Consider the following 14,724-nt stretch of genomic DNA (forward strand, 5'->3'; position numbering starts at 1 on the left):
CTGGGGGCCGGGGCCTCAGGCCCCCCGCCCCGCTGGTCTCCTTACTCCGTGACCTCGTGGTCGTGGCCGTCGTGGAGGCCGCCGCCGCTGCCTGCGTCGCCGTCCGTGGGGACGGAGACGACCGGGCGCCTGAGGGAGCTGATGTCGTGGGCGTAGGTGCCCACGGCGTTGGCGATGACGTCGATGTTGACGTCGAACGCCGTCATGTTGATGTTCGACAGGTTGTCACCGACCGCGTGGTAGTTCACGTCGTACGCGACACCCGCCTCGCCGCCGAACTTCTCCGCCTGCGCCGCCGTCTTGATGCCCTCGGCGCCCGTGAAGGTGCCGCCCGAGGGGATGCCGACCTCGATGAACGGGCCGTAGTCCGAGCGCCCCGTGAAGTCGGTGCCCGCGTGCGGGAGGCCGCGCTTGTCCATGAAGTCGGTGATGTCCCGCTCCAGTTGGGCGGAGCCCTCCGGGCCCGCGCCCGCGCCGACGTTGTCCGAGTTGTCGCCGTCGTACACGAACAGGCCGTAGTTCGGCGAGGCGATCATGTCGAAGTTGAGGTAGAGCTTGACTTCCTTCTTGTCCAGCTCGCTCATGTTCGCGACGTAGTGCTCGGAGCCGAGCAGGCCCACCTCCTCCGCCGACCACCACGCGAAGCGGACCTTGTTGCGGACCTTGGCCTTCGACTCGGCGAGCTCCAGGGCGGTCTGGAGCAGACCGGCGGAGCCGGAGCCGTTGTCGTTGATGCCGGGGCCGGCCGTCACCGAGTCGAGGTGCGCGCCGAGCATCACGGTGTTGGCGGCGTTGCCGCCCTTCGTCTCCGCGATGACGTTGTTGGTAGAGCGGGTCTCCTGGAGCTGGCGGATCTCGAAGGAGAGGTTCACCGGGCCCGCGGCCAGGTCGGCGGCGAGCTTCTCGCCCTCGGCCTGGGGGATGCCGCCCGTCGGGATCTTGCCGGCGGCCGGGTCACCGAGGGTGCCGGAGAGGGCCCCCGCGGTGTTGTTGTAGACGATCGCGCCCACGGCACCCGCCGCGGCCGCGTTCTCCTGCTTGGCGGCGAAGGTGCAGCCACCGCGCTTGATCAGGGCGATCTTGCCGGTGAACGCGCCCGCCGCGAAGTCGCCGGGCTGGCAGCCGTTGCTGCCGTCGGCGTCGACCGGGGCGGCCGCGAGGTCGGCCTTGATGCCGCCGACCGGGGTCGACTTGGTGTACGTCATGGCCGCGATCGAGAGGTCGCGGGGCGCGGGGGAGAGAACGGAGGCCTTCTGGGCCAGGGTCTCGGTGTAGACGAAGCTGAACTTCTGGTACGAGACGTTGTAGCCGGCCTTCTTCATCTGCTGGTACACGTACGCCGCCGAGGCGTCGTGACCGAGCGTGCCGGCCGCGCGGTTGCCGCCGGCCGAGTCTGCTATCGCCTGGAGCTTCTCCAGGTGCTTGTAGGCGCCCTGCGCCGAGGTCTCACGGACCAGCTTCTTCGCCAGTTGCGCGGCGTCCCGCGCGGGCTTGGCCGCGGGGTCCGTGGTGGCGGTGGCGGGGGAAGCGGAGGCCAGCAGGAGCGGGGTGGCAAGTGCGGCTGCGGCCAGTGTGGCCGCGGCTCTGCGAGAGGATGCGTTCACAGAGGTCCTTCCCGGGGTGAACGAGGTAGAGGGGAAGTTAGCGATCTCGGGTGCTCCCTGTGAACAGCTCCGGCACAATTCCTGTCACATTTAGCAGGATTGACATCCGGAGTGTTCAATTCCCTGATGATTTGGCCGCTTTTGCGGCGCGCTTGGCCTCCTGCTTGAAGGCCCGCACCTTGGCGAGGGACTCCGGGCCCGTGATGTCGGCCGCCGAACGGTACGAGCCCTGCTCGCCGTACGGCCCCGCCGCCTCCCGCCAGCCCTCGGGCCGTACGCCGTACTGCTTGCCCAGCAGCGCCAGGAAGATCTGCGCCTTCTGCACCCCGAAACCAGGCAGCGCCTTCAGTCGGGCGAGCAGCTCCTTGCCGGTCTCCACGTCCGCCCAGACGGCCTCGGCGTCACCGCCGTACTCGTCGACGAGGAACTGGCACAGCTGCTGGATCCGCTTGGCCATCGAGCCCGGGTAGCGGTGCACGGCCGGCTTGTCGGAGAGCAGCGCGCCGAAGGCCTCGGGGTCGTACGCGGCGATCTGCCCCGCGTCGAGATCGTCCGCGCCGAGCCGCCGCGCGATCGTGTACGGACCGGAGAAGGCCCACTCCATGGGCACCTGCTGGTCGAGCAGCATGCCGACGAGCGCGGCGAGCGGGGAACGGCCGAGCAACTCGTCGGCCTCGGGCTGCTGGGCGAGGTGGATCTTGGTGGTCATGACCTGATGATCGCGTCCACGTGTCCTCAGTGCACGGCCGGTCACCCTTTCGCGAACCGCGCCAGGGCCGAGAGGACCAGTGGACCCCGTTCCTACCGGGGGCCGAGCCTCGTCGCCGGGGCCTCGCACCATTCCAGGACCGACGGCCACTCCCCGTACCCGGAGTCCGGGGTGAGGTGCGCGCCGCCCGGGACGACGTCCATGTCGAGGCCCAGCGGGATCCCGTAGGGGACGTCGGCGCCCTCGGGGCAGTACGGGTCGCCCTCGGCGTACACGAGCCGGGCCGGGGCCTTGAGCCGTACGGCGGCGGGGTCGAGGCCTTCGGCGAACGCGGCGATCTCCGGGATCGAGGCCGTCACGGCGGGGGACGGCGGGGCGACGAGCAGGACCCGGTCGACATCGAGCCCCTCCGGGTCGAGGGCCGCGGCCCGCAGCCAGAGGAGGACGGAGAGGCTGTGGGCGACGACGACGAACTCGCCGTCGGCGGGGGGCTCCACGTGCTCGCGCAGCGCGGCCAGCCATTCCTCCAGGACCGGCGCGTCCGGCTCGGGCAGCTGCGGATAGCGGACCTCGTGGCCGCGCTCGCGCAGCTGTGTGGCGAGCCAGTGGTGCCAGTGGCCGGGCGGTCGGTGGTTCTGGAAGCCGTGGAGGAGGAGGAAGGTCGCCATGGGGGTGATGGTGCGATGTGGGGCCGCGTCCGGTCCAGACGGTTTCAGGGTGTGGACGGGGCCGGGCGCCGCCGCGGGGCCGTCAGGCGCCCATGTACGCGGGCGGATGACGTGCCGTCAGGGTGTCCCCCTTCTCCACCAGGTCGGACGGCGTGCCCTCGAAGTCGATCCGCGGCGCTCATCTCCCCAGGCTCAGCAGCGCGTTGACCCCGGCCTTCAGCTCGTCGGCGGAGAGCTCGCGCTCGACGGTGAGGTGGTGGACCAGGCTCGGCGAGAACGGGGCGAGCAGCAGGTGGGCGAGGAGCGCGCTGTTGGTCTCGGGCCGGCTCTGGGAGAGCAGCACGGTGACGTGCGTGTGCATAGCGAGGTACGCGCCGCTGGTGTAGGCCGCGCTGGGGGCGGCGGCCTGGGCGGCGAGCAGCAGCTCGCGCTGCTCGATGACCCGGTCGATCAGCGCGTCGAGGAAGGCGTGCAGCCGCTCGTCTGCGGGGGCGCCGGGGCCGAGCGGAGGCGGGCCGCTCATGTACGCCTCCTGGAACTGGCGTTCCCGGTCGTCGAGGAGCGCCCACAGGAGCTGGGCGACATCGCCGAAGCGGCGGTAGACCGTGCCGACGCCGATGCCGCTGGCGTGGGCGACCTGGTTCATGGTGACGCCACCGGGCCCCACCTCGGCGACGATCCGGGCGGCGGCGTCGAGGATCTTGCGCCGGTTCCGCGCGGCGTCGGCCCGCTCGGGCACGGCCCGCCCGGCGGTGGGGAGCAGCGGGATCTCGGGCCCGCCGGAGGGCCCGCCGGCGGGCGTGGTGGGGGGCGTGGCAGCGGGCATCGCGGCCAGACCGATGGGCTGGGGGCGATCGGTCGCCCGGGTTTCCTTCGCGCTCATCATCTCCGCCTGCCCCTTCGTTCCTGGCCCCCTCGGTCGGTCCCGGTCGGTCCCTGAGTCGAGCATAGCGGAGCACTATCCGGTTGTTCTTGGGATCCTCTTGCGAAGTGGAAGGCTATCCGTTTACGCTCGGACCCGTTGAACCGGAAGTGAATCCGCTTAAGGGGAGCTCGTCATGTCCGTCAAGGTCGCTGTCGTCTACTACTCGGCCACCGGGAGCGTGCACCAGCTCGCGCGGGCCGTCGCCGAAGGTGCCGAGAAGGCCGGCGCGGAGGTCCGGCTGCGGCGCGTGACCGAGCTCGCCCCCGACGCCGCCATCGACGGCAACCCGGCGTGGCGCGCCCATGTCGACGCCACCGGGGACGTCGAGGTCGCCACGCTCGACGACCTGGAGTGGGCCGACGCCTACGCGCTCGGCTCGCCGACCCGGTACGGCAACATCGCGGCCCAGCTGAAGCAGTACATCGACACGACCGGGGGCCTGTGGCAGCGCGGCGTCTTCGCGGACAAGCCCGCGACCGCCTTCACCAGCGCCCACAACGTGCACGGGGGCAACGAGTCGACGCTGCTCGCGCTCTACAACACCTTCCACCACTGGGGCTCGGTCATCGTCTCCCCCGGCTTCACCGACCCGGCCGTCTACGCGGCGGGCGGCAACCCCTACGGCACGTCCCACCCCGGCGCGAACGGCGCCCCGGAGGAGGCCGTCCTCGAAGCCGCGCGTTACCAGGGCGCGCGGCTCACGAAGATCGCCAAGCGTCTGAAGGGCCTCGCGGTCGACTGACCTCGGCCGACGCGCCGGCTTCAGGGCCGGGACTCCGCACTGCGGAGTCCCGGCCCTTTGCCGTTCCGGCAAGCGGCGTGGATACCCCCCGGGGTAATTCTGTTAGGGTCACGGAGTCGCTCGGATATACCCCTGGGGGTAATGGAGGAAGGAGTGCGGCCGTGTTCTTCGTGGACACCGTCGAGGTGCCGGGTCTCGGCAACCGCGGCTATCTCGCGGGTGGGACCGCCCACGCCGTCGTGATCGACCCGCCGCGTGACATCGACCGGGTGCTCACCGCCGCCGCTCTGCGCGGTGTGCGGATCACCCATGTGGTCGAGACCCATGTGCACAACGACTATGTGAGCGGCGGCCGGGAGCTGGCCCGGATCACCGGGGCCGCCTATGTGGTCCCGGCCGCGGCCTCCGTCGCGTACGGCCGGATCCCGGTCTCCGACGGGGACAGGCTCGCCGTCGACGACGGGCTCGTCCTGCGGGCGATGGCCACCCCTGGGCACACCCCGCACCACACCTCGTACGTCCTGGAGGAGGCCGGCCGCCCGGCCGCCGTCTTCACCGGCGGCTCGCTGCTCATCGGCACCGTCGGCCGCCCCGATCTCGTCGAGCCCCGGCTGACCGAGCGGCTCGCCCGCGACCAGCACGCCTCCGCGCACCGCCTCGCCGCCGAACTCCCCGCGGACACCGCGGTCCTGCCCACCCACGGCTTCGGCAGCTTCTGCTCCTCAGGCTCCTCCGGCCCCGCCTCGCCCGTTGCCGGGCCCACCACCATCGGTGAGCAGGCGGTGGTGAACGAGGCCCTGGTCAAGGACGCCGAGACCTTCGTCGCCGACCTGCTCTCCGGGCTCGACGACATCCCCGCGTACTACGTCCACATGGGGCCGCTCAACACCATGGGTCCGGCCCCCGTGGACCTCACCCCGCCTCCCGTCGCCGACGCCGAGGGGATCGCGGCGCGACTGGCCGCGGGCGAGTGGGTGGTCGATCTGCGCGGCCGGGTGGCGTTCGCCGAGGGGCATGTGGCCGGCTCGTTCAACATCGAGGCGGGCGGGCAGCTCGCGACCTACCTGGCCTGGCTCATCCCGTGGGGCAAGCCGGTGACCCTGCTCGCGGAGTCGCCCGCCCAACTGGCGGAGGCCCAGCGGGAGCTGGTGCGCGTCGGCATCGACCGCCCGGCCGCCGCCGCGACCGGCGGTCCCGAGGAGTGGGTACGGGAGGGGGAGCGGCCGGAGTCGTACCGCCGCGCGGTCTTCGCGGACCTGGGCGCGGCGGATCACGTACTCGACGTCCGGCGGGACTCCGAGCGCTCCTCGGCAGGCCACATCCCGGGGTCACTCCACGTCCCGCTGCATCAACTCCGTGCCCGGATGGGGGAGATACCCGCCGGCGTGACCGTCTGGGTGCACTGCGCGGGCGGACTGCGGGCGGCGATCGCCGCGTCGATGCTGGCGGCGGCGGGCCATGACGTGGTGGCGGTCGACGACTCGTTCGCGAACGCGCCGGTCCCGCACCGATGCTGATCGCCCTCGCCGCCGGGGCCGTCGTCGGGCTCGCGCTCGGGGCGCTCGGTGGCGGCGGCAGCGTGCTCGCCGTACCCGTACTGATCTATCTGCTCGGTTTCGCACCGCCCGCGGCCGCGACCGCGAGCCTGCTCATCGTCCTTGCGACCTCGGCGACCGCGCTGTACGCGCACGCCCGCGACGGCCATGTGCGGTGGGGGACGGGCGCGTTGTTCGCGGCGGCGGGCCTGGTGCCCGCCGCGCTCGGCGGACTGCTGTCGGCCCGGCTGCCGGAGTGGCTGCTGACCACCGGGTTCGCGCTGGTGGCGGGGGTGGCGGCGGTACGGATGGTGCGGCGGGCTCCCGGGGACGGGGCCGGTGATGCGGACTGCGCGGTACGGCGTGGCTTCCCGGCCGTCGCGGGCGCGGGCGCCGGGCTCGGGGCGGTGACCGGTGTTCTCGGCGTGGGCGGCGGGTTCCTGACCGTACCCGCGCTCGTCCAGGTCGTCGGCCTGCGGATGCGGGCGGCGGTCGGGACCAGCCTGCTGGTGGTCTCCGTCAACGCGCTGGCGGCTCTGCTCGTACGAGGCGGCGCTGCCGGGTCCCTCGATTGGGCGGTGATCGCTCCCTTCGCGGGCGCGGCGATCCTCGGCGCGTGGGACGGCCGGCGGCTCGCGTCCCGGGTGCGGGGCGAGGTGCTGCGCCGCGCGTTCGGCGCCGTGCTGTTGGGGGTATCGACGCTGATGCTGCTCGATGTCGCCCTGTTCTGAGCGGCCCGTTCTGGCTCTAGGCGAGGGAGAGGAAGAGCTTCTCCAGGCGGGCCCGCATCTGCTCGCGGTCCTCGCCGTTCTTCTCCCCGTTCTCCCCGTCCCCGATATCCGTCAGACACTGCTGCAGACCGGTCGCGATGATCGCGAAACCGGCCCGGTCCAGGGCCCGGGAAGCGGCGGCGAGCTGGGTCACGACCTCCTCGCAGTCGCGTCCCTCCTCGATCATCCGGATCACGCCGGAGATCTGGCCCTGCGCCCGGCGCAGCCGGTTCAGTACGGCCTTCAGTTCCGCACCCGCGAGATCCAGTTCCACAAGCACTCCTCCAGAGATACCCCAGGGGGTAATTTACTCCCCCGAACGGGGTCCCGTCGAAGACCAAGGATGACACCGCCATGAACACACCTCCCTCCCTCGACGCCGACCAGGCCCGTGCCCGGCTCGACGAGCTGACGGTCGTCGACGTCCGTACGCCCGGCGAGTACGCCTCCGGCCATGTGCCCGGCGCCCTCAACGTCCCCCTCGACCAGCTCGGCCGCGCGATCCCCGCACTGAAGGAGGCCGCAGGCCGGGGCGAGCTGCTCGTGGTGTGCCAGTCGGGCAACCGTTCCGCCGGCGCCTGCGCCCAGCTCTCCGCGCAGGGCGTGCCCGCGCTGAACCTCACCGGCGGCACCGGCGGCTGGGCCGCGCGCGGCCATGAACTCGCCCGCCCCGAGGGGGTCCAGGGACGTGCCACGTGGGCGATGGAGCGCCAGGTCCGGCTTGCCGCCGGGTCGCTGGTCCTGATCGGCCTGGCGCTGGGCCTGCTCCTGCACCCGGCCTGGCAGCTCCTTTCGGCGGGCGTCGCCGGCGGGCTCGTCTTCTCGGCGCTCACGAACACCTGCGGCATGGCGGTGGTGCTCGGGAAACTCCCGTACAACCGGGGCTCGGCCGGCGGGATCGGGCTGGACGCGACGCTGGAGCGGCTGCGTCAGGGCCGTCAGGACCTGGGCGCGTAGCAGCGGAGGAACATGTCCACCCCGCCCGTGACCAGGCGTTCCGTCAGGTCGTCGCTGGGTTCGGTGCCGTACTGGTCGAAGACCATCTGGGGGAAGACCAGGAGCGAGTAGAGCTGGATGACCGCGACCTCCAGGTCGGGGATCTCCAGCCGGCCCCGGTCCGCGAGGGTGCGCAGGGCGTCGGCGACGGCCGGGTGGTGCCCGGCCGGGCCGTGCTCGCGCCAGGCACGGCCGAGTTCGGGGAAGCGGTGGATCTCGGCGGCGACCAGCGCGCGCAGGGCACGGACCTCGTCGTTGGCGCGGACGGCCCGGACCCAGGCGCGCGCGGCCGTGAGGAACGCGGCGCGCAGGTCCTCGGCGTCGGCGAGGCCGGCGAGGTCCGGGGCGGTGTCGTCGGCGCCCGCGCTCAGGGGCTCGTCGAGCGCGCCCGCGACGACGGCGGTGAAGAGGGCTTCCTTGCTGCCGAAGTGGTTGTAGACGGTCACCTTGGAGACGCCCGCCTCGGCGGCGATGGCGTCCATGCCGACCCCGAAGCCCTCACGGAGGAAGAGGCCGCGGGCGGCGCGCACGATGGCCTCCCGCTTGCGGGCGGCGCGAGGCCCGGTGGGGGTGGGCTTCGTGGTCCGGTCGCTCATGATCCGACCCTACCCGGAGAACTGTACTGTTGAGTTCATCTGAACTGAACAGTACAGTTCAGATATGACGCACACCGAGACGCACGACCACCACTACGCCCACGCCCATGCCCACCCACCGGCCGACCCCCGCCGCTGGAAGGCCCTCGCGCTGATCTGCGTGGCCCAGTTCATGCTGGTCCTCGACGTCACTGTCGTGAACGTCGCGCTCCCGAGCATGGCCGCTGATCTGGACCTCGCCCGCACCTCGCTGACCTGGGTGGTCACCGCGTACACCCTCTGCTTCGGCGGGCTGATGCTTCTCGGCGGCCGGCTCGCGGACGCCCTCGGCGCCCGCCGCGTCCTCCTCACCGGCCTCGCCCTCTTCACGGCCGCGTCGCTGGTCTGCGGGCTCGCGACGAACGCGCCCCTGCTGATCGGCGGCCGGCTCGCCCAGGGCGTCGGCGCCGCGCTGCTCTCCCCGGCCGCGCTCGCCCTCGTCACAACGGGCTTCCACGGCGCCGAGCGCGCCAAGGCCCTCGGCGTCTGGGCGGCCATCGGCGGCACGGGCTCCGCCATCGGCGTCCTGCTCGGCGGGGCGCTGACCGACGGGCCGGGCTGGGCGTGGGTCTTCTACGTCAACGTTCCCGTCGGCCTCGCCCTGCTCGCCGCCCTCCCGAGGACCGTCCCGGCCTCCACCCCGGCCCGTACATCGGCCCGGCTCGACGTCCCCGGCGCGCTCCTGGTCACGGCGGCGACCGGCTCCCTCATCTACGGTCTGGTCCAGGCGGGCGACTCCGGCTGGACGTCCGCGGCGACGCTCCTGCCCCTGCTCGGCTCACTCCTCCTGTACGGGATCTTCGTCGCCGTCGAGCGGGCGAGCCGGGCGCCGCTGATGGACCTGCGGATGTTCACCCGGCGTCCGGTGCTCGCGGGCTCGTTCCTGATGCTGGTCGCGACCGCGCTGCTGATCTCGTTCTTCTTCCTCGGCTCGGTCCAGCTCCAGCGGCTGAACGGCTTCGGCGCGTTCCGCACGGGCCTCGTCTTCCTGCCGGTCGCGATCACCACGGCCGTCGGCGCCCACCTGGGCTCCCGCCTCGTCGGCTCGATCGGCCCGCGCGCCTGCGCGACCGGCGGCACCGCGCTCGCCGCCCTCGGCTGCCTCCCCTTGGCCCTGGTCACCCCGGGCGGCAACGCCTGGACCACCGTCATGCCGGCCCTCTCCGTCGCCGCCCTCGGCCTCGGCGCGGTCTTCGTGACCGCCACCACCACGGCCCTCGGCATGATCGACCACCACGAGGCCGGGCTCGCCTCCGGCATCGTCAACACCTTCCACGAGGTGGGTGGTTCGATCGGCGTCGCCCTGGTCTCCACGCTCGCCGCGAGCAGCATCCAGGGCCAGGGGACGAGCGGCTTCACGTCCGCCTTCGTCCTCTGCACCGCCCTGGCCACGGCGACAGCCCTGGCCGCCCCCGCCCTCGTACCGCGCGGGAAGCCGCAGATGACGGGCGGCCCGCACGTTCACTGAGCGGGCTCAGCGAGCCAGTCGGGCGGCCTTCATCCGCAGGTAGTGGCGTTCCGGGAGGCTGAGGGTGCGGCGGGCCGCCTCGTAGTAGGCCTCGCGGGCCGCGTCGCGGTCGCCGGTGCGTTCGAGGAGGTGGGCGCGGACGGCGGAGAGGCGGTGGTGGTCCTTCAGGCGGGGCTCCAGGGTGGCGAGTTCGGCGAGGCCCGCCGCCGGGCCGTGGACCATCGCGAGGGCGACCACGCGGCTCAGTTCGGCCATCGGGTCGGGCCAGTCGGCGATCAGGACGTCGTACAGGGCGAGGATCTGCGGCCAGTCCGTGTCCTCGGGCCTGCCGGCCTCGTCGTGGAGCGCGGCGATCGCCGCCTGGAGCGCGTACTTGCCCGGCGGGCCCTCGGTCAGGGCCTCCTCCACCAGGGCCGTTCCCTCGTCGATCGCGGCCCGGTCCCAGAGCGTCCGGTCCTGTTCGTCGAGCGGGATCAGCTCGCCGTGCGGACCCGTGCGGGCGGCGGCGCGGGCCTCCGTGAGCAGCATCAGGGCGAGGAGGCCGGTCACCGTGGCCTCGCGCGGCAGCAGTCTGCGCACGGCCCGGGTCAGGCGGATCGCCTCGCGGGCCAGGTCGGCGCGGTGGAGGGCGGGGCCGGAGGTGGCGGTGTAGCCCTCGTTGAAGATCAGGTACAGCACCTGGAGGACGGCGGGCAGCCGGGCGTCCCGGTCGGCAGGGCTCGGCGGCCGGAAGTGGTGGTGCCGCAGCTTCGCCTTCGCCCGGCTGATCCGCTGGGCGATCGTCGCCTCCGGTACGAGATGGGCCCGGGCGATCTCCGCCGTGGTGAGGCCGCCGACCGCGCGCAGCGTCAGTGCGACCCGGGCGGCGGGCGCGAGCTCCGGGTCGCAGCAGAGGAAGAGCAGCGTCAGGGTGTCGTCGTCCGACGGTGCGGCTCGGGTCTCGCGCGGTTCGAGGCGCGCGGCCGTCTCCTCGCGCCGGGCCCTCGCCTCGTCCGCCCGCAGCTGGTCCGTGAGCCTCCGCGAGGCCACCCGGATGAGCCAGCCGCGCGGATTGGCGGGCGTCCCGGTCCCGGGCCACTGCCGGGCGGCGGCCAGCAGGGCCTCCTGTACGGCGTCCTCGGCGGCGTCGAAGTGTCCGTACCGGCGTACGAGCGCGCCGAGGACCTGCGGCGCGTGGCGGCGCAGCAGGTCCTCGACGGTCTCGACGGTCTCCTCTCCGGCCATGTGCGGGCTCAGGCGAAGAGCTCGGACTCGGGGCGCTCGTCGATCTGCCGGATCACGACCGGGTACTCCGGTGCCCCGGCGGGCTGCGGGCAGCGGGCGACGCGCGCCGCGATCTCGGTGACCCGTTCCAGGCTCACGCAGTCGAGCACCCAGTAGCCGGCGAGCAGCTCCTTCGTCTCGCTGTACGGCCCGTCGGTGACCACCGGAAAGCCGTCCTTGTCGACGGACACGAACCGGGTCCGCGCCGGCTCGACGAGCCCCTGCGCGTCGACCAGCTCGCCCGACTCGGCGAGGTCGTTGTTGATCGCCCCCATGTGCTCGAACATCGCCTTCAGGTCCTGCTCGCTCCAGGCGGGGCTCTGCGCGGAACCCTTGCCGCCCATGGCGTCGTAGTCGGCCTGGGATCCCTGCACCATGACGAGGTACTTCATGAGCTGCTCCTCTTCGTTTCCTTGGCGTCTGCCTTTCACAGGGGACGTCGGAGCCGGGTACCGATTCTCGACACCTCGCCGGGAGCCAGCCCGGATTTCTCGTGGATTCCACCCGGGGGAAGCAGGAACGGGCCCGCCCTGGGCCACGTGCGTACGGTGTCAGCCGCCGGACAGCTCCCGCTCCAGAGGGGTACGGAAACGGGGCGTCACCCGGACGTCCCCGACCCAGCCGCGCAGCCGCGCCGCCTCCGCCTCGACGGCCGCCTTCGCCTCGGCGCCCAGGCCCTCCTCGCTCAGGTACCGGATCGCGATCTCGCCGTCGGGGCGCTGGGCCCAGCCGCCGACGACGCGGCCGTTCCACCACACCGTCGGGCCGATGTTGCCGCTGCGGTCGAAGAGCGCGGCCTTGTGCGCGGGGTCGGTGTACCAGTCGCGGTACTGCCAGCCCATCGCCGTCGGGTCCAGGCCGGGGAGCAGCGCCGCGAACGGCTCGGGGGCGGCCCCTACGGGTTCGAGGTCGTCCGGCAGGACATGGCCGGTGCCCTCCGCCAGGTCCACGGGCTCGGCGCCGATCGCCGCGAGCGCCTTGCGGACGTCGGTGACCTTCCATCCGGTCCACCACTTCAGGTCCGCCTCGGTCGCGGGACCACAGGCCGCCAGCCACTGCCGTACGAGGTCGGCGTGGGCGTCCTCGTCGGTCGGGTCGGGCCGCTGAGGGATGATCGCCCAGCGAAAGCGGCTGGAGGTCCACGCCCCCTGCGGGCGGCCGCGCGCGATCCGGCCCTCCATGCCGAGGACCCGCAGCAGCCGGCTGGAGAGCGCCTGCGGCCCCTCCTGGCGGGTGCCGACCCCGTACACGTACTGCGCGCGCAGCCGCGGGACCGCCTCGCCCAGCTCGGCCCCGGTGGCCTCGCCCCGTACCGTCAGCTCGGCCAGGACCTGCCGCTCGGTCTCGACGAGCCAGGCCTCGTCGTACGCGCTGCCCTTGCGCAGGTCCTTGAGCAGCATGGCGCGTTCGCGGGCGGCGACGTCCCGGGTGGTGGAGGCGTGGACGGCGGGGACGAGGGTGGTCGGGAAGACGAAGAGCGTGTGCCGCATGCCGTGCATCCGGGTCAGGGTCCGGTCCTCGTACATGGCCCGCTCAAGGCCGGCCACCGGGCCCTGGCCCCCGGCCAGCCGCGCCCCCACGGCGAGGAACACGCTCGCCGGGTCGGTCGCGTGCAGGGCCACCAGGGACCCGGCCACCTCTTCCGCGCTCGCTGCCCGCGCGGCCCCGGCCAGCCGGTGACGTACGGCCAGCCGGGCCCTGCGTTCGTCCGCCTCGATACGGCGCCGTGTGCTCTTCCCCATACGAGCAAGCATGGCGCAGGCGGGGGTAGGCGGCCCGGCGCCTCCGCCCGCACCCTGGCCGCGCGCGCGGCCGCCCGTCAGCCCGCCGCGCGGTCCCCGACCGGACGGCGGCGCAGCGACGGGTCCGTCATGACCGGCGGGCGCCAGGCCCCGTCCGCCTGGTAGAGGTTCGTCCCCGGCGGGATGATCTCGTCGATCCGGTCGAGGACCTCGTCGTCGAGGACGAGCGGCGCGCCCTTCAGGAGCCCCTCCAACTGCTCCCCGGTCCGCGGCCCGATGATCACGGACGTCACCGCCGGGTGCGCCGCCACGAAGGCGATCGCGAGCTCGGGCAACGAGCAGCCGATCTCCTCGGCCAGGGCGACGAGTTGCTCGACGGCGTCGAGCTTGGCGGCGTTGCCCGGGAGCGCCGGGTCGAAGCGGTGCGGGGTGATGGCCGGGCGCCCGCTGGTCAGATCGACCGGCCGGCCCTTGCGGTACTTCCCGTTGAGGAACCCGGACGCCAGCGGACTCCAGGTCAGCACCCCCATCCCGTACCGCTGCGCCACCGGCAGCACCGCGTTCTCCACGCCGCGCGCGAGCAGCGAGTACGGCGGCTGCTCGGTCCGGAAGCGGCGCAGCCCGCGCCGTTCCGCGACGGCGTGCGCCTCGACGATCTCCTCGGCAGGGAAGGTGGAGCAGCCGAACGCCCGGATCTTGCCCTGGGCCTGGAGGTCGCCGAGGACGGAGAGCGTCTCCTCGATGTCCGTACGGTGGTCGGGCCGATGGACCTGGTAGAGGTCGATCCAGTCGGTGCCGAGGCGCGTCAGGCTGTCCTCGACGGCCCGGGTGAGCCAGCGCCGCGAGAGCCCGCCGCGGGCCGGCCCGTCGCCCATGGGGAAGTACCCCTTGGTGGCGAGGACGGTCTCGGCGCGGCGCTTCGGGTCGCGCAGCGCCTTGCCGACGATCTCCTCGGACTCGCCCATGGAGTACATGTCGGCCGTGTCGACGAAGTTGACACCCTGGTCGAGGGCGGCATGGATGATCCGTACGGAGTCCGTGTGGTCGGGGTTGCCGACGGCGCCGAACATCATCGTGCCGAGGCAGTACGTGCTGACTTCTATCCCGGTCCCGCCGAGTACGCGATATCGCATGCGGCGCACTCTAGGAGTTGGAGCCGACTCCAGCGCAAGACCCCGAAACGAAGCCCAGGATCAGGCGATGGAGGACCTCGGGCCGCTCCCGATGCCGCGCGGCCTCGCCGACAGGGTTGCGCGCATGCGCCCTGCCTCTTCTCTCCGTCGTCGTGCCCTGGGCGGACCAGCTCTACGCCGAGTACGGCTCCTGGCAGCGGGTCATCGACGCGTCGATGCGCACCAGTTACGCCGTCGACCGCGAACTTCCGTTCCGTAGGCGAGCGTCTGGGAGCCGTACCAGTTCGCGGTGACCGACGCGGGCCGGGTCACCGTTTCCTCGGCGGGCCGCGTCCGGATCACACTGGACGTCTCCCCGACCGTCCTCGGGACGTTCCCGCAGTACAAGGTCGAGGCGGTGGAGTGCCTGCCCGGCTCCGCCGGGGGCGAGGGTCTCCTGGGCACGGACGACGAGAACCTCGGCGGATACGTACGAACGGTCTCGATCTGCTGATAAGGCCCGGCGGGATGTCAGCGGCATGGGGTTGAGTGGTG

17 protein-coding genes are annotated in these 14,724 nt (G+C 72.8%); 7 read left to right on the forward strand and 10 right to left on the reverse strand.

All coding sequences use genetic code 11. The annotated features are described in order from the left end of the window. Positions 1-41: 41 nt before the first annotated feature. The 4 genes from ACZ4VI_RS16490 to ACZ4VI_RS16505 form a co-directional block, all read right to left on the reverse strand. Positions 42-1,604, reverse strand: a complete 1,563-nt coding sequence (locus ACZ4VI_RS16490; RefSeq protein WP_467999892.1) for a M28 family metallopeptidase — start codon at positions 1,602-1,604, stop codon at positions 42-44. Between the two features lie 115 nt (positions 1,605-1,719). Beyond that, entirely contained in the window at positions 1,720-2,313 is a 594-nt protein-coding gene (locus ACZ4VI_RS16495; protein WP_467999893.1) for an HhH-GPD-type base excision DNA repair protein, read from the reverse strand. Between the two features lie 92 nt (positions 2,314-2,405). Further along, positions 2,406-2,981 carry an RBBP9/YdeN family alpha/beta hydrolase gene (locus tag ACZ4VI_RS16500; protein ID WP_467999894.1) on the reverse strand — a complete coding sequence of 192 codons (576 nt, stop codon included), beginning with the start codon at positions 2,979-2,981 and terminating at the stop codon, positions 2,406-2,408. A 178-nt stretch (positions 2,982-3,159) separates the two neighbouring features. Further along, positions 3,160-3,864 (reverse strand): TetR/AcrR family transcriptional regulator, encoded by a 705-nt coding sequence (locus tag ACZ4VI_RS16505; protein ID WP_467999895.1) that lies wholly within the window; start codon positions 3,862-3,864, stop codon positions 3,160-3,162. A 175-nt stretch (positions 3,865-4,039) separates the two neighbouring features. Between ACZ4VI_RS16505 and wrbA the strand changes: the two genes are divergently transcribed. From wrbA to ACZ4VI_RS16520, 3 genes are all read left to right on the forward strand, one after another. Continuing rightward, positions 4,040-4,648 carry an NAD(P)H:quinone oxidoreductase gene (gene wrbA, locus ACZ4VI_RS16510; protein WP_467999896.1) on the forward strand — a complete coding sequence of 203 codons (609 nt, stop codon included), beginning with the start codon at positions 4,040-4,042 and terminating at the stop codon, positions 4,646-4,648. A gap of 161 nt (positions 4,649-4,809) precedes the next feature. Next, complete coding sequence (locus tag ACZ4VI_RS16515; protein ID WP_467999897.1) at positions 4,810-6,165, forward strand: MBL fold metallo-hydrolase; 1,356 nt, start codon at positions 4,810-4,812, stop codon at positions 6,163-6,165. Then, positions 6,159-6,914, forward strand: coding sequence for a sulfite exporter TauE/SafE family protein (locus ACZ4VI_RS16520; RefSeq protein WP_467999898.1), 756 nt, complete (start codon positions 6,159-6,161; stop codon positions 6,912-6,914). Before ACZ4VI_RS16515 ends, ACZ4VI_RS16520 begins: the two co-directional genes overlap by 7 nt. Before the next feature lie 16 nt (positions 6,915-6,930). Here the strand turns inward: ACZ4VI_RS16520 and ACZ4VI_RS16525 are convergent, their stop codons facing one another. Further along, complete coding sequence (locus ACZ4VI_RS16525) at positions 6,931-7,227, reverse strand: metal-sensitive transcriptional regulator (RefSeq protein ID WP_467999899.1); 297 nt, start codon at positions 7,225-7,227, stop codon at positions 6,931-6,933. An 80-nt stretch (positions 7,228-7,307) separates the two neighbouring features. Between ACZ4VI_RS16525 and ACZ4VI_RS16530 the strand changes: the two genes are divergently transcribed. Then, on the forward strand, positions 7,308-7,910 hold the full coding sequence (locus ACZ4VI_RS16530; RefSeq protein ID WP_467999900.1) for a rhodanese-like domain-containing protein: 603 nt from the start codon (positions 7,308-7,310) through the stop codon (positions 7,908-7,910). Here ACZ4VI_RS16530 and ACZ4VI_RS16535 read toward each other — a convergent pair. Then, positions 7,892-8,545, reverse strand: a complete 654-nt coding sequence (locus ACZ4VI_RS16535; protein ID WP_467999901.1) for a TetR/AcrR family transcriptional regulator — start codon at positions 8,543-8,545, stop codon at positions 7,892-7,894. The genes ACZ4VI_RS16530 and ACZ4VI_RS16535 overlap by 19 nt on opposite strands. Before the next feature lie 64 nt (positions 8,546-8,609). Between ACZ4VI_RS16535 and ACZ4VI_RS16540 the strand changes: the two genes are divergently transcribed. Further along, positions 8,610-10,052: a DHA2 family efflux MFS transporter permease subunit gene (locus ACZ4VI_RS16540; RefSeq protein WP_467999902.1), complete on the forward strand. Its 1,443-nt coding sequence runs from the start codon at positions 8,610-8,612 to the stop codon at positions 10,050-10,052. A 6-nt stretch (positions 10,053-10,058) separates the two neighbouring features. Here ACZ4VI_RS16540 and ACZ4VI_RS16545 read toward each other — a convergent pair whose 3' ends face one another. The 4 genes from ACZ4VI_RS16545 to ACZ4VI_RS16560 form a co-directional block, all read right to left on the reverse strand. Then, positions 10,059-11,276 carry an RNA polymerase sigma factor gene (locus ACZ4VI_RS16545; RefSeq protein WP_467999903.1) on the reverse strand — a complete coding sequence of 406 codons (1,218 nt, stop codon included), beginning with the start codon at positions 11,274-11,276 and terminating at the stop codon, positions 10,059-10,061. Between the two features lie 8 nt (positions 11,277-11,284). Further along, entirely contained in the window at positions 11,285-11,707 is a 423-nt protein-coding gene (locus tag ACZ4VI_RS16550; RefSeq protein ID WP_467999904.1) for a YciI family protein, read from the reverse strand. A gap of 159 nt (positions 11,708-11,866) precedes the next feature. Further along, the gene (locus tag ACZ4VI_RS16555) at positions 11,867-13,057 is read right to left on the reverse strand and encodes a winged helix DNA-binding domain-containing protein (RefSeq protein WP_467999905.1); all 1,191 of its coding nucleotides are present in this window, start codon (positions 13,055-13,057) and stop codon (positions 11,867-11,869) included. Between the two features lie 77 nt (positions 13,058-13,134). Beyond that, positions 13,135-14,190, reverse strand: coding sequence for an aldo/keto reductase (locus ACZ4VI_RS16560; RefSeq protein ID WP_467999906.1), 1,056 nt, complete (start codon positions 14,188-14,190; stop codon positions 13,135-13,137). A gap of 152 nt (positions 14,191-14,342) precedes the next feature. On the opposite strand from ACZ4VI_RS16560, the gene ACZ4VI_RS16565 reads away from it, so the two are divergent. Beyond that, on the forward strand, positions 14,343-14,483 hold the full coding sequence (locus ACZ4VI_RS16565) for a hypothetical protein (protein WP_467999907.1): 141 nt from the start codon (positions 14,343-14,345) through the stop codon (positions 14,481-14,483). Further along, positions 14,480-14,683 (forward strand): hypothetical protein, encoded by a 204-nt coding sequence (locus ACZ4VI_RS16570; RefSeq protein WP_467999908.1) that lies wholly within the window; start codon positions 14,480-14,482, stop codon positions 14,681-14,683. The genes ACZ4VI_RS16565 and ACZ4VI_RS16570 overlap by 4 nt, the downstream gene beginning before the upstream one ends. Positions 14,684-14,724 lie beyond the last annotated feature (41 nt).

Source organism: Streptomyces sp. NPDC029169, from assembly GCF_055563935.1.